At 75.2% G+C, this 16,321-nt stretch carries 12 protein-coding genes and 1 pseudogene; 10 read left to right on the plus strand and 3 right to left on the minus strand.

What is annotated here, in order from left to right; all coding sequences use genetic code 11:
- Window position 1: 1 nt before the first annotated feature.
- Window positions 2–1,489: a tannase/feruloyl esterase family alpha/beta hydrolase gene (locus ACFWEG_RS04745; RefSeq protein WP_387209274.1), complete on the minus strand. Its 1,488-nt coding sequence runs from the start codon at window positions 1,487–1,489 to the stop codon at window positions 2–4.
- Window positions 1,490–1,627: 138 nt separating this feature from the next.
- Between ACFWEG_RS04745 and ACFWEG_RS04750 the strand changes: the two are divergent.
- From ACFWEG_RS04750 to ACFWEG_RS04770, 5 genes and pseudogenes are all read left to right on the plus strand, one after another.
- A pseudogene (locus ACFWEG_RS04750) lies at window positions 1,628–2,629 on the plus strand (alpha/beta fold hydrolase); the annotation flags it as partial.
- Window positions 2,630–3,148: 519 nt separating this feature from the next.
- A complete protein-coding gene (locus ACFWEG_RS04755; RefSeq protein ID WP_387209276.1) occupies window positions 3,149–3,592 on the plus strand; it encodes a carboxymuconolactone decarboxylase family protein in 444 nt (147 codons plus the stop codon).
- Between the two features lie 12 nt (window positions 3,593–3,604).
- Window positions 3,605–4,237 (plus strand): MBL fold metallo-hydrolase, encoded by a 633-nt coding sequence (locus tag ACFWEG_RS04760; RefSeq protein ID WP_387209184.1) that lies wholly within the window; start codon window positions 3,605–3,607, stop codon window positions 4,235–4,237.
- 58 nt (window positions 4,238–4,295) lie between these two features.
- Window positions 4,296–5,075 carry an exodeoxyribonuclease III gene (locus ACFWEG_RS04765; protein WP_387209186.1) on the plus strand — a complete coding sequence of 260 codons (780 nt, stop codon included), beginning with the start codon at window positions 4,296–4,298 and terminating at the stop codon, window positions 5,073–5,075.
- A gap of 130 nt (window positions 5,076–5,205) precedes the next feature.
- Window positions 5,206–5,646 carry a DUF6278 family protein gene (locus ACFWEG_RS04770; RefSeq protein ID WP_387209188.1) on the plus strand — a complete coding sequence of 147 codons (441 nt, stop codon included), beginning with the start codon at window positions 5,206–5,208 and terminating at the stop codon, window positions 5,644–5,646.
- Between the two features lie 395 nt (window positions 5,647–6,041).
- On the opposite strand, the gene ACFWEG_RS04775 is transcribed toward ACFWEG_RS04770, so the two are convergent.
- Entirely contained in the window at window positions 6,042–7,655 is a 1,614-nt protein-coding gene (locus ACFWEG_RS04775) for an alpha/beta fold hydrolase (RefSeq protein WP_387209190.1), read from the minus strand.
- Between the two features lie 128 nt (window positions 7,656–7,783).
- Complete coding sequence (locus ACFWEG_RS04780) at window positions 7,784–8,611, minus strand: hypothetical protein (RefSeq protein ID WP_387209192.1); 828 nt, start codon at window positions 8,609–8,611, stop codon at window positions 7,784–7,786.
- A gap of 112 nt (window positions 8,612–8,723) precedes the next feature.
- Here ACFWEG_RS04780 and ggt point away from each other — a divergent pair, with 112 nt between their 5' ends.
- The 5 genes from ggt (at window position 8,724) to ACFWEG_RS04805 (ending at window position 16,068) form a co-directional block, all read left to right on the plus strand.
- Window positions 8,724–10,544, plus strand: coding sequence for a gamma-glutamyltransferase (gene ggt, locus ACFWEG_RS04785; protein ID WP_387209194.1), 1,821 nt, complete (start codon window positions 8,724–8,726; stop codon window positions 10,542–10,544).
- A 124-nt stretch (window positions 10,545–10,668) separates the two neighbouring features.
- Window positions 10,669–14,100 (plus strand): phosphodiester glycosidase family protein, encoded by a 3,432-nt coding sequence (locus tag ACFWEG_RS04790; RefSeq protein ID WP_387209196.1) that lies wholly within the window; start codon window positions 10,669–10,671, stop codon window positions 14,098–14,100.
- Window positions 14,101–14,215: 115 nt separating this feature from the next.
- Window positions 14,216–14,482, plus strand: coding sequence for a helix-turn-helix domain-containing protein (locus tag ACFWEG_RS04795; protein ID WP_387209198.1), 267 nt, complete (start codon window positions 14,216–14,218; stop codon window positions 14,480–14,482).
- Entirely contained in the window at window positions 14,479–14,961 is a 483-nt protein-coding gene (locus ACFWEG_RS04800; RefSeq protein WP_387209200.1) for an NUDIX hydrolase, read from the plus strand. Before ACFWEG_RS04795 ends, ACFWEG_RS04800 begins: the two co-directional genes overlap by 4 nt.
- A gap of 129 nt (window positions 14,962–15,090) precedes the next feature.
- On the plus strand, window positions 15,091–16,068 hold the full coding sequence (locus ACFWEG_RS04805; RefSeq protein ID WP_387209202.1) for a fibronectin type III domain-containing protein: 978 nt from the start codon (window positions 15,091–15,093) through the stop codon (window positions 16,066–16,068).
- Window positions 16,069–16,321: the final 253 nt, after the last annotated feature.

Genomic DNA, 16,321 nt, shown 5'->3' on the forward strand with positions numbered 1-16,321 from the left:
GTCACCGCTCCAGGCGGCAGGAGGTGAGCAGGGACTGCGGGGTCGCACCCGCGGGCCGCTCCACGGTGCGGCTCGCGGGCGGGCGGTGGCCGGAGAGCCAGCCCTCCAGGGCGGTGAGGGCCGAGCGGTGGCACGGCAGCAGCGGCCTGAGCCGGTCGGGGAAGGCGTCGACGAGGGCGTCGGTGTGCGTGCCGTCCTCGATCCGGTAGTACCGGTGCAGCCCGCCGCGCCCCGCCTTCTCGACCATGCGCGCGTAGACGTCGGAGTCCTCGGCGATGGGCAGCAGCACGTCCAGGGTGCCGTGGACGGTGATCAGCGGCTTGCCGATGCGCCCGGTGAGCGCCACCCGGGACACCGCCCGGTGGACGTCGGCGGGTCGGGAGGTGTAGTCGTAGTCGGCGTCGCAGCTCGGTGTGCCGGAGGCGCAGTACGGGGTGCCGGCCTCCGTCGCCCCGTCGAACGCCGGGTCGAACTCCTCGCGGTAGACGCGCTGGGTCAGGTCCCAGTACACCTGGTGGTGGAACGGCCACAGGAACTCCGACCCGGCCGGGAACCCCGCCCGGTGCAGTGCGGCGCGGGCCTCCTCCGCGCCGGGGCCGCCGGCGGCGACGGCCGGGTAGTGCCGCAGGGCGGTCGGCAGGGAGGTGAACAGGTTGGGGCCGTCGGCGCGCCAGAGGGTGCCCTCCCAGTCGACCCCGCCGTCGTAGAGCTCCGGGTGGTTCTCCAGCTGCCAGCGCACCAGGTAGCCGCCGTTGGACATGCCGGTCACCAGCGTCCTGGCCGGCGGCCGGTGGTAGCGCTGGGCGACCACCGCGCGGGCGGCGCGGGTGAGCTGGGTCAGGCGGGTGTTCCACTCCGCGACGGCGTCGCCCGGCCGGCGCCCGTCGCGGTGGAAGGCGGGACCGGTGTTGCCCTTGTCGGTCGCGGCGTAGGCGTAGCCGCGGGCGAGGACGTGGTCGGCGATGGCGCGGTCGTTGGCGTACTGCTCCCGGTTGCCGGGGGTGCCGGCCACGACCAGGCCGCCGTTCCAGTCGTCGGGCAGCCGGACGACGAACTGGGAGTCGTGGTTCCAGCCGTGGTTGGTGTTGGTGGTGGAGCCGTCGGGGAAGTGGCCGTCGATCTGGAGGCCGGGCACCCCGCTCGGCACCGACAGGTCCCGGGGGGTCAGACCGGCCCAGTCCGCCGGATCGGTGTGGCCGGAGGCCACCGTGCCCGCGGTCGTCAACTCGGCCAGGCAGGCGACCTGTTGACGGTCGGCGCCGGGCACGCGGAGGTGGGCCTGCCGGGCGCAGTGCGGATCGGGGGCGCCGGGCGCGGCCCCGGCCGGTGCCGGGAGCAGGGCCGCGGCGGCGGCCAGGGCGAGCACCCCGACCGCGGAACGTCGTCTCGGGAGCCGGCGGGTGCCGGGGGGCTGCTGCACGGGGGCCTCCGGGGTGAGGTGGGGAGGGTCGGGCCTGGAGGCTAGGCGGCCGGAGCGGGGGCCGGACATGTGCGGGGCCGCCATGGTCGGCGGGCCGTTCACGTGGGCCGCCGCCATGGCGGGCGCGGGCCGTCGGCCGGACCGCCGCGCGCGCCGACGGACGACCCCGGCACCGGGCGGGCGGGCCGGTATGAGAGCGTGCGATACGTGAGCGAGACACCGAAGAACACCCTGCAATACCGCTTCGACGGCCCGGAGGACGCCCCCGTCCTGGTCCTGGGCCCGTCGTTGGGGACGACCTGGCACATGTGGGACCGGCAGATACCGGAGCTGACGCGCGGCCGCCGGGTGCTGCGGTTCGACCTGCCCGGTCACGGCGGCGCGCCCGCGCAGCCGGCCGGGAGCGTCTCGGAGCTGGCGGACCGGCTGCTCGCCACGCTGGACGAGCTGGAGATCGACTCCTTCGGCTACGTCGGCTGCTCGCTGGGCGGGGCGATCGGCCTCGACCTGGCGCTGCGCGCGCCGGACCGGCTCGCGTCGCTCGCCGTCGTCGCCTCCTCGCCGCGGTTCGGCTCGGCGGAGGACTTCCGGCGCCGGGCCGCCGTGGTCCGCGGCGAGGGCCTGGAGCCGATGGCGCAGGGGGCGCCGGAGCGGTGGTTCACCCCCGCCTTCACCGCCCACCAGAGCGCGATCGTCGAGTGGGCGGTGCAGATGGTGCGCACCACCGACGCCGGCTGCTACGTCGGGGCCTGCGAGGCGCTCGCCGCGTTCGACGTCCGGGCCGAGCTGGGCCGGATCTCGGTGCCCACCCTGGTCCTGGTCGGCTCGGAGGACCGGGTGACCGGGCCCGCCGAGGCGCGCACCCTGGTGGCCGGCATCCCGGACGCCCACCTCGCGCTGGTGCCCGGCGCCTCCCATCTGGCGCCCGTCGAGCAGCCCGCGGCCGTCACCGACCTGCTCGTACGGCACCTCACGTCGTTCTGGCGCGCACCGGCGGGCCAGGCCGCACCGGCTCCGGCGACCGCGACCGGCCCCCAGACGGCCGGCGCGCAGACGGCCGGCGCGCAGGCCGCCGCGCCCCGGGCGGCGGCTCCCGCAGCGGCGGAGCGCCCGGCACGCCAGGCCCACGCGGCCGCCGGCCCGACGGCGTCCCCGGGCGCGCCCGGCGGCGAGCGCGGCCCCGAGCCCGACGCCGCACCGGACGGCTTCCTGCTGTCCGCCCCGCGCGGTCAGGAGGTCCCCGCCCCCCGGAGTCCCGCCGACGCCGAGCCCGAGCCGCTCGACAACACCTTCGTCTTCGCGCCGGTCCCGGCCGCGGACGACGGCCCGAAGACCGGCACCCCGGCGCCCGGCACGCCTGCGCACGGCACCCCGGCGACCGGCACGCCCGCGCACGGCACCCCGGCCCCGGGCACGCCCGCCCACGGCACCGCCGCGCCGGTGAACCCCGCGGACACCGCGGACGCCGTCTTCCCGCCCTCCCGGCGGCCGGAACCTGCCCCGAAGGCCGCCCCCGGCATCCCCCCGGGGTTCGAGTCCCTCTTCGCGCCGCTCGCCCCCGAGCCCGCCGCGGAGACCGGGGCGCCCGCCTCCGCGGCCGCGCCGCAGGGCCGCGCCCCGGAACGGCCGGCGACCTACGCCCCGGACGCACCCACCACCATCACGCCCCCGCCGGTGACACCGGCACCGGCCGCGTCCCCTCCCATCACGCCCGCCCCCGCCCCGCTCGTGACCGCCCCGGAGCCGCCCGCCGAGCCGCGGACGCCCGCCGCCCCGGAGGCGCCGGCCCCGCACACCGTCCCGGAGGCTACGGCCGCCCCCGGCGGCGCGAGCGCCCCCGGAGCCGCGGGCCCCTGGAACCTCCCCGCGTCCGGCGACCCGTTCGCGTCGCACTTCCAGCGCGAGCTCTCCCGCTCCTGGGACGACGTCCGCGCCCGTCCCGGCCTCGACCGCCGCACCCGCAGCGCCGTCGCCCTCACCGCGCTCGTCGCGGGCCGGCACTTCGACGCGCTGGGCGACCACATCCGCACGGCCCTGCGCGACGGGCTGACCGCGGCCGAGATCCGCGAGGTGATCATCCAGACGTCCGTCCACTGCGGGGTCCACGCGGCCGGGACGGCCTTCCGGATCGCGGCCGAGGTGGCCCGGGAGGAATCCGCGGCCGGGGAGTAGCACCATGGGGGCATGAGGTTCACGAAGCAGACCCACGCCTGCGTCCGCCTGGAGAAGGAGGGGCGCGTCCTGGTCCTCGACCCGGGCGCGTTCACCGAGGAGGAGGCCGCGCTGGGCGCGGACGCGATCCTCGTGACCCACGAGCACGCGGACCACTTCCACGAGGGGCACCTGCGGGCCGCCCTGGACGCCGACCCGGCCGCCGAGATCTGGACGCTGCGCAGCGTCGCGGAGCAGATCTCGGCGGCCTTCCCCGGCCGGGTGCACACCGTCGGCCACGGCGACACGTTCACCGCGGCCGGCTTCGAGGTGCAGGTCCACGGCGAGCTGCACGCGGTCATCCACCCCGACATCCCCCGCATCACCAACGTCGGCTACCTCGTCGACGGCGCCGTCTTCCACCCCGGCGACGCGCTGACCGTCCCCGACCAGGCGGTGGAGACTTTGCTGCTGCCCGTCATGGCCCCGTGGAGCAAGCTCTCCGAGGTCGTCGACTACGTCCGCGAGGTGAAGCCCGTCCGCGCCTACGACGTCCACGACGCGCTGCTCACCGACCTGGCCCGGCCGATCTACGACAACATGGTCGGCGGACTCGGCGGCACCGACCACCGGCGTCTGACGGTGGGGGAGTCGGCCGAGCTCTGACCGCGGGCCGCGGCGGCAGGAGGGGTGACTGTCAGTGGCAGGCGTTAGGTTGGGCGGCATGCGTATCGCGACCTGGAACGTCAACTCGATCACCTCCCGGCTGCCGCGGCTCCTCGCCTGGCTGGAGAGCTCCGGCACGGACGTGCTGTGCGTGCAGGAGACCAAGTGCTCCGAGGAGCAGTTCCCGTACGAGGCGCTGCGCGAGCTCGGCTACGCGTCGGCGGTCAACGCCACCGGCCGGTGGAACGGCGTGGCGCTGCTCTCCCGCGTCGGCCTCGACGACGTGGTCAAGGGCCTGCCCGGCGGCCCGGACTACGAGTCCGCCCAGGAGCCCCGGGCGATCTCCGCGACCTGCGGCGGGGTTCGCGTCTGGTCGGTCTACGTGCCCAACGGCCGCGAGGTCGACCACGCGCACTACACCTACAAGCTGGCCTGGTTCGAGGCCCTGAAGGCGAGCGTCGCCGAGGACGCGGCGGGCCCCCGCCCGTTCGCCGTCCTCGGCGACTTCAACGTCGCCCCCACCGACGCGGACGTCTGGGACCCGGCGCTCTTCGTCGGCGCCACCCACGTCACCGAGGCCGAGCGGGCGGCCCTCGCCGGCCTCCGCGGGACCGGGCTGAGCGACGTGGTGCCCCGCCCGCTGAAGTACGACCACCCGTTCACCTTCTGGGACTACCGCGAGCTGGGCTTCCCGAAGAACAAGGGCATGCGCATCGACCTCGTCTACGGCAACGCGGCCTTCACCGCGGCCGTCAAGGACGCCTACGTCGACCGCGAGGAGCGCAAGGGCAAGGGCGCGTCCGACCACGCTCCGGTGGTGGTCGACCTGGAGGTCTGACTCTCCCCCGACCGGGTGACACCGCCCGCCGCCGGGCCACCCCGCACGCCCCGCAGCGGCCGGTTGCGGGGCGGTGACGGTTCGTGCGCGCCTGTGGTGCGCAACCTCCCGCGGGTGACAGGCTGGCGACATGAATATGTCTTTCTGGGACAACTGGCGGAAGAGGCACGGCACGGCCCGCAGCGTCGCGGTGATGACCTCCGGGGGTGCCGACATGGACGGCATCGCCGAACTCCTCGCCGAGTGCGACCTGCTGCGCTCGCGCGCCGAGGACGCCGGGCTCCGACTCGACGACAGCGCCGAGTCGTTGGCCGCCCTCGACCAGTTGAAGCCGCGCTGGCGCGACGACCCGGAAGAGCTGGTCTGGCTCGGCAACGACGCGGGCCTGTACCTCGGCACCGTCGTCGTCCGCACCGTCCCCGGCGCCGCGTGGCGGCTCTGGCCCAACGGCCACCCGATCGTCGAACTCCCCTCCGGCCGCGAGCTCGACGTCGTCGCCATGGGCCACGACTGGGCCGAGCAGGGCGCCCCCGAGCTCTCCCAGGTCCACGCGGAGGCCTCCGAGGGCTGAGCGTCCGCGCCCCCGTCGCCGTCCGTACGTTTAATGCCCGGTTGATGCGTGTCGCCTGTCGAGTCCCCAGTCCTGACGGTTAGTTTGCTGCGACCGCGACGCCGTCGAGAGTGGGCAGGACTGGTGGGCATGGCCGTCGATCCGTTGATCGCACTGCGTGACGTCAACAAGTACTGCGGGGAGCGCGCCGACGACTTCCCGTCCACGCTCCTCGTGCACTGATCGCGGACCGGGGCCGTCGGCACCGGCCCCGGACCCACCGGAACGCTGCTGCCCATGGGGGTGCCCCCGCTCCCTGACGTCCGCGCGGTCGGGAAGGGCCGCGCGGTGCGCCGGGGAGCCCAGGGACGCAGTGGCTCAGAGGGCCGTGCCCGTCCGGTGGCGGCAGCCGGTGATCACTTCTCGCGCAACGGGACCGACAGGTACGACGGGTCGGCCGCCGGCGAGGAGAAGGTCAGCTGCGCGCCGGACGGGTTGTGCTCGATGTACAGCGGGTCGACGGTGTCGACCACCACCGCGAGCCGGTGCCCGGCGGGCACGTCGTAGGCGGTGGAGAACAGCTCCAGGTCCACGGCGAACGGCTGCCCGGGCGTGCGGTCGTGGAAGGTGTACGGGGCGTGGCTGACCAGCTTGCCCACCCCGAGCGGACCGACCGAGTACAGGTACGCGACCAGCGTGCCGCTGGACTTCGTGCCGGTCACCGTGGTGTGCAGCTTCGCGGTGCCGCGTACGGCCGCGCCCGAGCCGTAGCGCTCGGACTGCCAGACGGCGGCGAAGCCGCGGGGGAGGAGTGGGATCGACGCGGTGGGCGGGAGCTTGAGGAACTGGTCCAGGGCGTTGCTGAGCAGGACCAGCCCGCCGTTGGCCCCGGAGTCGACGTTCGCGAACACGCGGCTGGTCCCGCCCAGGTCGATCTTGCGCGCGTCCGCTCCCACCGACTTCCAGTCCGGGTAGCCCTCGTACGCCCCGGTGGAGCGGGACTTGATCCGGACCGGCGGCTCCCGGTCCACACCGTTGTCGGCGCCCTTGAGGTGGTGGTCGAACCAGCGGTGGGCGCTGGTCCAGGTGTCGTTGGGCAGCCCGAGCAGGCCGAGCCCCTCGGCGGTGGCGTGGTCGCCGGGGCGGAACTCCAGGCGCTTGGGGCCGGTGAGCCGCTCGTAGAAGTCGGCGTACTGGTTGGGCGGGAAGATGGTGTCGCCCCAGGCGTTGCCGAGCATGACGGCGGTGCCGTTGCGGTTGATGTCGTCGACGTAGGCGGCCGGGGAGCGCTTCTCGCCCCAGTCGATCATCTTCTGCTCCTCGGCGAGGTTGGAGCCGAGGAAGTCCCGCATGATGCCCGCGAGTTCGTCGCTGGGGCGGCCGGTTAGGTAGCCGGCGCCGGTGAGGAGGCCCGCGGCCTGCACGTGCTGGGTGCGGCCGGAGTAGATCGAGTCGACGAGGTCGGCCCAGCCGCTGAGGGCGGCGACGGCCTTGATCCGCGGGTCCTTGGCGGCGGCGAGCAGGCTGATGCCCGCGCCGTAGGAGACCCCCGCCATGCCGACTCTCTCCGGGTCGGCCGCGGTGTTGGCCAGCGCCCAGTCGATGACTTTGGAGGCGTCGGCGAGGTCGGGGGGCCCGGCCACCTCGATCTTCCCGCCGGACTGCCAGAAGCCGCGGGAGTTGTAACTCACCACGACGTAGCCCGAGTCGGCGAGCTTCTTGGCCTGGACAAGGTATTCGATCTGCGGGACCGCCCAGCTGGTGGGCAGCACGACGACCGGGTGGCGCGCACCGGGCTGCGCGCCGGCCGGGCTGACGACGTTGGCCTTGAGCACGGTCCCGCCGTCGCCGACGATGTCGACGAAGCGGACCTGGTCGGCGGCGGCGAACTGGGCTCCCGGCCGACCTGCGGGGACGCGGTCGGCGGGGGCGGCATGGGCGGGTGCCAGGCCGAAGGCGGCCGAGGCGACGAGGGCGGCGGAAACGGTGCCGACGGCGGTGGTGCGCGGGGCTGGGCGCGGGTGTCCCACGGATCACTCCTCACTTGCGACGCTGCGAAGTGACCCGACGGTAACCGTGCCGGCTTACCGAGGGTAACTCCCCGGTAAGTTACGCGCTGGTAACGATCGGCGGACGCGTCGCGCGGCTCCCCGCGCCCCTAAGGCCGGACTTCGTCCGGATCGGTTCGCGTGCGCGGGTGTGTCGTTGGCCGGTCGCGCAGTCGCCCGCGCCCCGGGATTCCGGACTTCGTCCTGATCGGGGCCGGCGGGGGTGAACCGACCGCGGCCTTGGTCACGTCGGCCACCAGTTCGACGACGTCGGGACCGTAGGCCTGGGAGTTGACGACCTTCAGCAGGAGGGCGAAGGGGCGGTCGCTGTGGGTGCGGGCGAGCTTCTCGTGGTGGCGGACGAGGTAGCGGATGGCCGCCTGGTGGGTGATCGCGCGCTGGCCGCAGAAGAGGAAGACCGGGCGGGCGTTGCCGTCCGCCGCGAGCCGCGCGAGGAGCACGTACTCGCTGACGCCGGGATCGACGCGGTAGACCTCTTCGCCTATGCGGAACGAGCCGCGCTGGTCCGCCGGTTCGGCGTCCGTGACGACGGTGACGCCCGGCAGGAACGACTGCAGGTGCGCGGCGGTGCGGCGGTTGGCGTGCGGGCCGCCCAGGCAGAACTCGGTGCGCTCGCCGAAGCCCTGCTGGGCCAGGTCGTGCTGCACGATGCGGGTGTGCGCCCCGCACTCCGTCGTCAGCGCGGCCAGTTCGAGCAGCGCGAAGACGTCCACCCGGTGCACCGCCCCTTCCCCGCCGGCCTCCCGGTTCACCACGGCCAGGCACTCGGAGTTCCCCGGCAGCCCGAAGAACGCCTGCTTGCGGCGGAGTCGGCGGCGCACCGCGTACGACCGGGCCAGCCAGCCCAGAACAACGCCGACGAGCAGCGTCAGCAGTCCGATTACCGCGAGAACGATGTCTCGATCGTCGATGTCCATGAGCGCGGATCGTAGCGTTCAGGCGCATCCGTGTTCGAGGCGTCGGCGGAGGGGAAGGGATGCCCTCTGCGTCCCGACCGCCGCGCACGCCACCGCCGACCCGGAGGTACCGATGAGACGACCCGCCCGCCGCACGCTGTCGACGCTGGCGGTGGCCGCCGCCGTGCTCACCGGGAGCGCGGCGGCTCCGCCGACGCAGACGCCCGCGAAACCCGCCGGGCCCGCCGCGCCGGTGAAGGAGCCGGTCGCCGTCGGGTACGGCGGAGCCGTCTCCAGCGTCGACGCCGACGCCTCCGCCGCCGGGATCGAGGTCTTACGGCGCGGCGGCAACGCCGTGGACGCGGCCGTCGCGACCGCCGCCGCGCTCGGGGTGACCGAGCCGTACAGCGCGGGCATCGGAGGCGGCGGGTACCTCGTGCACTACGACGCGCGGACCCGCCGCGTGCACACCGTCGACGGCCGCGAGACCGCCCCGCGCACGGCGACCGAGGACCTCTTCCTGGAGAACGGCGCCCCGCTCCCGTTCGCCGACGCCGTCACCAGCGGCCTCAGCGTCGGCACCCCCGGCACCCCCGCCACCTGGGAGGCCGCGCTCGACGCCTGGGGCAGCCGCTCGTTGCGCACGCTCCTCGCCCCCGCGGAGAGGCTGGCGAGGGACGGGTTCACCGTCGATGCGACCTTCCGCGCGCAGACCGAGAGCAACGAGGCCCGCTTCCGGGACTTCCCCGCCTCCCGGAAGCTGTTCCTCCCCGGTGGCCGACTCCCGGTCGTGGGAACGACGTTCAGGAACCCCGACCTCGCCCGCACCTACGCCGAACTCGCCCGCAAGGGCACCGACGCCCTCTACCGCGGCCCGCTCGCCCGCGAGATCGTCCGGACCGTCAACGAGCCGCCCGTCGACCCCGCCTCCGGCCGCAACGCCCGCCCCGGCGCGCTGACCACCGGCGACCTGAGGGCCTACGCGACGAAGCGGCAGGCGCCGACGAAGGTCTCCTACCGCGGCCTCGACGTCTACGGAATGGCGCCGTCGTCGTCCGGCGGGACCACCGTCGGCGAGGCGCTGAACATCCTGGAGCGCACCGACCTCGCGAAGGCGTCCGCGAAGACCTACCTGCACCGGTTCATCGAGGCGAGCCGCATCGCGTTCGCCGACCGCGGCCGCTGGGTCGGCGACCCGGCGTTCGAGGACGTGCCGACCCGCGAGCTGCTGTCCCAGCGCTTCGCCGACTCCCGCGGCTGCCTCATCCGCGACGACCGGGCCCTGACCAGCCCGCTCGCCCCCGGCGACCCGCGCGACCCGACCGGCTGCCCCACCGGCGGCCCGGCCGCGCCGACCACCTTCGAGGGCGAGAACACCACCCACCTCACCACCGCCGACAAGTGGGGCAACGTCGTCGCGTACACCCTCACCATCGAGTCGACCGGCGGCAGCGGGATCACCGTCCCCGGTCGCGGCTTCCTGCTCAACAACGAGCTGACGGACTTCTCCTTCGCGCCCGCGAGCCCCGCCGTGCCCGACCCCAACCTGCCCGGCCCCGGTAAGCGCCCGCGCTCGTCGATGTCGCCGACGATCGTCCTGCAGCACGACCGGCCGGTGCTCGCGCTCGGCTCCCCGGGCGGGGCCACCATCATCACCACCGTGCTGCAGACCCTCACCGGCGTCGTCGACCGCGGACTGCCGCTCGTCGACGCCATCGCCGCGCCCCGCGCCAGCCAGCGCAACGCCGCGCAGACCGAGCTCGAACCCGGCCTGTTCACCGGCCCGTTGCGCGCCGAACTCGAGGCGCTCGGCCACTCCTTCCGGCAGAACCCCGAGATCGGCGCGGCGACCGCCGTGCAGCGGCTCAAGGACGGCCGCTGGGTCGCGGCGGCCGAGACCGTACGCCGGGGCGGCGGTTCGGCGATGGTCGTGAAGGCGGCGGGGAGGCCGTGACCACGGGATCTTCGCCGGGTGTTCGCACCGAGGTCTGGTGCCGTGTCGTGTGATCCGTAAGGGTGGGGCCGTCCGGTCACCGGAAGATCTGCGGCCGGACGGCCCGACTCCCGTAGGAGAGACGTTGACACGCGCCAGATTCGCAAGACCCGCGACCGCCGTCGCCGCGGCCTCCGCCCTGCTGCTCGGCGGTGCGGTGCAGGCCGCCGCGGACCCGCTGCCCCCACCCGATCCCCGGTCGGTGACCCCGGCCGCGCCGAGCGCCCCCGGCCTGCTCGCCGTGCGCGACGGCGACGGCCTGGAGACGGCCCGCACGTCCCGGCCTGTCGCACCCGGCACCGAACTGACCTCGTACGACCGGCTGGAGAGCGACAAGTGGCTGCGCGTCGACGAGTTGACCGTCGACCTCGACGGGCCGGCGAAGGCCGACTACCTCTACGGCGGTGAGGTCGCCGACCGGCGGACCGTCTCCGAGCTGGCCGCCGCGCACGACCCCGGCAAGGGCCGCCGCACGGTCGCCGCGTTCAACGGCGACTTCTTCGACATCAACGAGACGGGCGCGCCGATCGGCGTCGGTCTCGACGACGGCGAACTCGTCAACTCCGCCCAGCCGGACCGCAGTCGGGCCGTCGGCTTCGACGCGGACGGCGCCGGGCGCGTGCTCGACCTGTACTTCGAGGGCACGTTGACCCTCCCCGACGGCGCGCCTCGCAAGCTCGGCGGCCTCAACCCCGCCAACGTCCCCGCCGCCGGCATCGCCGCCTACACCTCCCGCTGGGGCACCGCCGACCGGGCGCTGACGGTGAACGGGGCCGCCCGCGGCGCCGAGGTCACGGTCGTGGACGGCGAGGTCACCGAGACCGCGAGCGCCCCCGGCAAGGGCGCGATCCCCGCCGGGGCGACGGTCCTGGTCGGCCGCGACGCCGGGGCCGACGCCCTGAGCGCGCTGGCCGAGGGCGACGAGGTGAGCTGGGAGTACCGCCCGCGCGCCGGCTCCGGCGCGACGCCCCGGGCGGCGATCGGCGCGAACGAGTACCTCGTGGTCGACGGTGAGCCCGTCGACCACGAGGGCGCCGGCAACAACGCCACCGCACCCCGCACCGCCGTCGGCTTCTCGCGCGACGGCCGCGAGATGACCGTCCTCAGCGTCGACGGCCGGCAGGCCGACAGCGGCGGGGTGACCCTGACCGAACTCGGCCTGATGATGCGGAAGGCGGGCGCGTACCAGGCGATCAACCTCGACGGCGGCGGCTCGTCGACGCTCCTGACCCGCCGGCCCGGCCGCGACGCCCTCGGCGTCGACAACCAGCCCTCGGACGGCGTCGAGCGCACCGTCCCCAACGGCCTCGCGCTCACCGCGCCGGACGGCAGCGGGCGGCTGACCGACTACTGGGTCGAGACCGCGATGCCCGCCCTCGACGCCCCGACCGCCGACCCCGTCCGCGGCGGCCACCCCGAGCGCGTCTTCCCCGGTCTCACCCGGCGGCTGACCGCGTCCGGCCACGACGAGACGTACGGCCCGGCCCCGGGCGCACCGCGCTGGCGGGCGACCGGCGGCCGCATCGATGACAACGGTGTCTTCACCGCCGGCGCCCGCGACGGCGCCGCGAAGGCGACCGCCCGGCGCGGAGCCGCCGACGGCACGGTCGAGCTGACCGTCCTCGACCCGCTCGACCGCATCCAGCCGACCACCCGCCGGGTCGGGCTCGCGGACGCGACGGCCACCGGGACCTTCGGCGTGGTCGGGCTCGACGCGAGCGGCACCAGCGCGCCGATCGAACCCGCCGACGTCGAACTCGACTACGACCGCGCGCAGTTCGACGTCACGCCCACGGCCACCGGCTTCGGCGTCAAGGCGCGCACCGAGCGGGCCGCCGGCCGCATCGGCATCACGGTCGCCGGCCGCACCACCGCCCTCGCCGTCACCGCCGGGCTCGCCGAGCAGGCCGTCGCCGCCTTCGACGACGCCTCCTCGTGGACCTTCACCCAGGCCCGCGCCGCCGGCTCCGTCGCGCCCACCCCCGACGGCCGCACCGGCACCGGGCTGACCCTGACGTACGACTTCACACGGTCGACCGCCACCCGCGCCGCCTACGCGAACCCGCCCGCGCAGATCCCGGTGGAGGGCCAGCCGCAGGCGTTCTCGCTGTGGATCAAGGGCGACGGCAAGGGCACCTGGCCCACCCTCCATCTGAAGGACGCGGCCGGCTCCGACCAGCTCCTGCGCGGCCCGTACGTCACCTGGACCGGCTGGCGGCAGGTCGACTTCACGGTGCCCGCCGGCATCGCGTACCCGGTGAAGGTGCACCGCTTCTACCTGACGGAGACCAAGCCCGGCGCGCAGTACACCGGCGAGGTGGTGATCGACGACCTGACGGCGAAGGTGCCTCCCGCGGTCGACGTGCCCACCGCCCCGGTCGCGAAGGACCCGCTGATCGGCACCGCGGCGGACGTGGCCGGGCGGGACTGGCGGTTCGCGGTGATGTCCGACGCCCAGTTCGTCGCGCGCGAGCCCGACAGCGCGCTCGCCTCCCAGGCCCGCCGGACGCTGCGCGAGATACGCGCGGCCGACCCGGACTTCCTCGTCGTCAACGGCGACCTGGTCGACGAGGGCTCGCCCGCCGACCTGGCCTTCGCGCGGGAGATGCTCGAGACCGAGCTCGGGGACGCCGTGCCCTGGTACTACGTGCCCGGCAACCACGAAGTGATGGGCGGGTCGATCGAGAACTTCACCACGGAGTTCGGCGCCGCGGACCGCGTCTTCGACCACCGCGGCACCCGGTTCGTCACCCTCGACACCTCCCGGCTCGGGCTGCGGGCGAGCGGCTTCGACCAGATCCGCCGCTTCCGCGCCGCGCTCGACGCGGCCGCGAAGGACCGCACGGTCGGCTCCGTCGTGGTCGTCGCCCACGTCCCGCCGCGCGACCACACCCCGCAGCAGGGCAGCCAGCTCGGCGACCGCAAGGAGGCCGCGCTCGTCGAGGGCTGGCTCGCCGACTTCCGCCGCACCAGCGGCAAGGGCGCGGCGTTCGTCGGCGGGCACATAGGCGCGTTCCACGCCTCGCGGGTCGACGGGGTCCCGTACCTGGTCAACGGCAACTCCGCGAAGACGCCGTCCACCCCGCCCGGCGCGGGCGGGTTCACCGGCTGGTCGCTGATCGGCGTCGACCGGGCGGGCCGCGGGTCCGGGCTCGGCAGCGGAGACGACTGGCTCTCGGTCCAGACCCGGGCGCACGTCGACACCCTCACGCTCGACGCGCCGGCCGCCGTACGGCCCGGCGAGGAGGCCGAGGTGACCGCCGCCGTCGGGCAGGGCGCGCGGACGGTGCCGGTCCGGTGGCCGCTCAGCGCGGACTGGACGGGGTCGCCGAACCTGCACATCGGCCCGGCGGGGAAGGCGCGGCCGCGGCACGTCGCCGCGTTCGACCCGGCCACCGGCGTGCTGACCGGGCTGCGGCCGGGTGAGGCGACGCTGGCGGTGACGGTCAACGGCGAGCGCCGGGAGGCGCGGGTCGAGATCGCCGCGTCCGGGGGCGTGGTGGCGCCGGCCGCCTGACCTGCGGTGCCGTGGCGGTCCCGCTCCTACGGGGCCGCCACGGCCGTGTCCGGTAGGGGGAGGGGACGGGGCCGGGGCCGGGGGCGGTGGGCCCGGGTGGGATTAGAATCACGGTATGGTCCGTACCCCCCTGACCCCGGAAGAGCACCGACGCGGCGAGCAGCTCGGGCAGTTACTCCGGCGCGCCCGCGGCTCCCGCAGCATGGTCGAGGTCGCTGCGGCGGCCGGGCTCTCCGCGGAGACCCTGCGCAAGATCGAGACGGGCCGCGTGCCGACCCCGGCCTTCTTCACCGTCGCGGCGCTGGCCTCCGCGCTCGGGCTCTCGATGGACGAGATCGTCCGCAGCTGCGAGTCCGCGGCCGCCGCGCCGGCCGCCGCGTGACTCCGCGCCGGCCCCGGCGGGCGGCCCGGGTCGCAGTGCTCGCCCCGGACGGGGCGGTTCTGCTGCTCCGCAGCGACAACGTCGAGATCGGCGTCCACTGGATGCCGCCGGGCGGCGGCATCGACCCCGGTGAGACGCCGCGGCAGGGTGCCGCCCGCGAGGTCCGCGAGGAGACCGGCTGGTCGGACGTCGAGCCCGGCGAACTGCTCTGCACCTGGGAGCACGACTTCACCCACCAGGGGGTGCCGGTCCGCCAGCGCGAGCACATCTACGTGACGTCCGTGCCGGAGCGTCGCGAGGTCCCCGTCGGCGTCGTCGCCGCGCACGCCGAGGACGGGATCCTCGAACTGCGCTGGTGGGCCCGCGCCGACCTGCTCGCCACCGCCGAGCAGATCTGGCCGCCCGGCCTCGGCAAGCTCCTCGACGGCCGGCTGCCGGGGGACCCGCCGGTCGACCTGGGATTCGTGCCGAACCGGTAGCAATCCGTCCGATCGGCGGGGCGCGTTCCGCTCGTGGGCGACCGATCCCGTCGGGGAGTCTTGAAGCCGGGCCGGGGCTGTGCCATATATGTCTAGACCTTTGCCCCGGTGTCGGAGGGAAGACCGCGCGTGCCCCGCATACCCCGGCTCCGGCCTGCCGCCGTACTCGCCTGCTGTGCCTGCCTGTCGACCCTCACGGCCTGCGGGAGCGAGGCGGAGCCGCGGCCGCCCGCCGCGCCGACGGGGGTCACCGCGCAGTCCGGCACCGCGACCACGGTCCACGTCATGTGGACGCGGGCGAAGGGCGACGCGGCGATCGACGCCTACGAGATCCTGGAGTCCGGAAAAAAGGTCAAGGAGGTCGACGGGCAGCGCACGATGGTCGACGTCACCGGCCTGAAGCCGTCCGCCGCGTACGAGTTCAGCGTCCGCACCCGGGACGAGGCCGGCAACCGCTCCGCCCCCAGCCGCGAGATCCCCGTCACCACGCTCGCCGCGACCGTCGCCGACACCCGCCCGCCGGGCCGCCCCGCCACCCTCACCGGCGCGGCGGACGGCTCCCGCGCCGCCACCCTCCGCTGGGGCGCCGCCGCGGACGACCAGAAGGTCGTCTCCTACGACATCTACCAGGGCGACGCCAAGATCCACACCGTCGACGGCCGCGAGACCGAGGCGCTGCTGACCGGCCTGCGCCCCGCCACCTCCTACGTCTTCACCGTCCGCGCCCGCGACGCGGCCGACAACGCGTCCCCGCCCAGCCCCGCCCTCCGCCTCCGCACCGGCGTCGGATCCGCCGGCGGGGGCGCCGCGCCCATCGACTTCCGCGCGGCCTCCCGCAAGGACGCCGGCGACGGGGCGTACTACCTCGACCTCTCATGGACCCCGCCCAAGACCGACGGCCTCGTCGCCGAGTACCAGATCCACCTCGACGGCCGCCTCGCCACGACCCTCGTCTGGGGCGGCGACGCGCCGAAGGGACGCGCGAAGCACACCTTCTACGTCACGCGTGAGGCGGGGGAGACCTACGCGGTCAAGATCCGCCCGCGCCTCCCCGACGGGACGTGGGGTGCGTTCTCGACGGAGCGGCGGGTCACAACGGGCGGGTGAGGCGGGGTCCCCGCGGGTGCGCCAACATTCAGCCCGAGTCGGCACAAAGCTCAGCCCGGCCGGCGTTTGAGGCCACCGGCCGGAGGCCGGTGTGCGCGGCGGAGCCGCGAGCGGGGGGTTTGCGGGGCGAAGCCCCCCTGGCCGCTCGGAGGGCCTTGGGGAAGGGGTGGCCGGGGGGGCGAAGCAACCGGGCGGAGCCCGGTAGGGGGTCCGGGGCGGAGCCCCGGGAGGGGGCGGCACCCGGCGCGCGCAA

This window comes from Streptomyces sp. NPDC060194, from assembly GCF_042728285.1.
GTDB lineage: Bacteria > Actinomycetota > Actinomycetes > Streptomycetales > Streptomycetaceae > Streptomyces.

Excerpts from the sequence above, each read along its gene's own strand:
- ACFWEG_RS04745 (WP_387209274.1), bottom strand. The coding sequence starts at position 1,489 with ATGTCCGGCCCCCGCTCCGGCCGCCTAGCCTCCAGGCCCGACCCTCCC.
- ACFWEG_RS04760 (WP_387209184.1), top strand. The coding sequence starts at position 3,605 with ATGAGGTTCACGAAGCAGACCCACGCCTGCGTCCGCCTGGAGAAGGAG.
- ACFWEG_RS04765 (WP_387209186.1), top strand. The coding sequence starts at position 4,296 with ATGCGTATCGCGACCTGGAACGTCAACTCGATCACCTCCCGGCTGCCG.
- ACFWEG_RS04770 (WP_387209188.1), top strand. The coding sequence starts at position 5,206 with ATGAATATGTCTTTCTGGGACAACTGGCGGAAGAGGCACGGCACGGCC.
- ACFWEG_RS04780 (WP_387209192.1), bottom strand. The coding sequence starts at position 8,611 with ATGGACATCGACGATCGAGACATCGTTCTCGCGGTAATCGGACTGCTG.
- ggt (WP_387209194.1), top strand. The coding sequence starts at position 8,724 with ATGAGACGACCCGCCCGCCGCACGCTGTCGACGCTGGCGGTGGCCGCC.
- ACFWEG_RS04795 (WP_387209198.1), top strand. The coding sequence starts at position 14,216 with ATGGTCCGTACCCCCCTGACCCCGGAAGAGCACCGACGCGGCGAGCAG.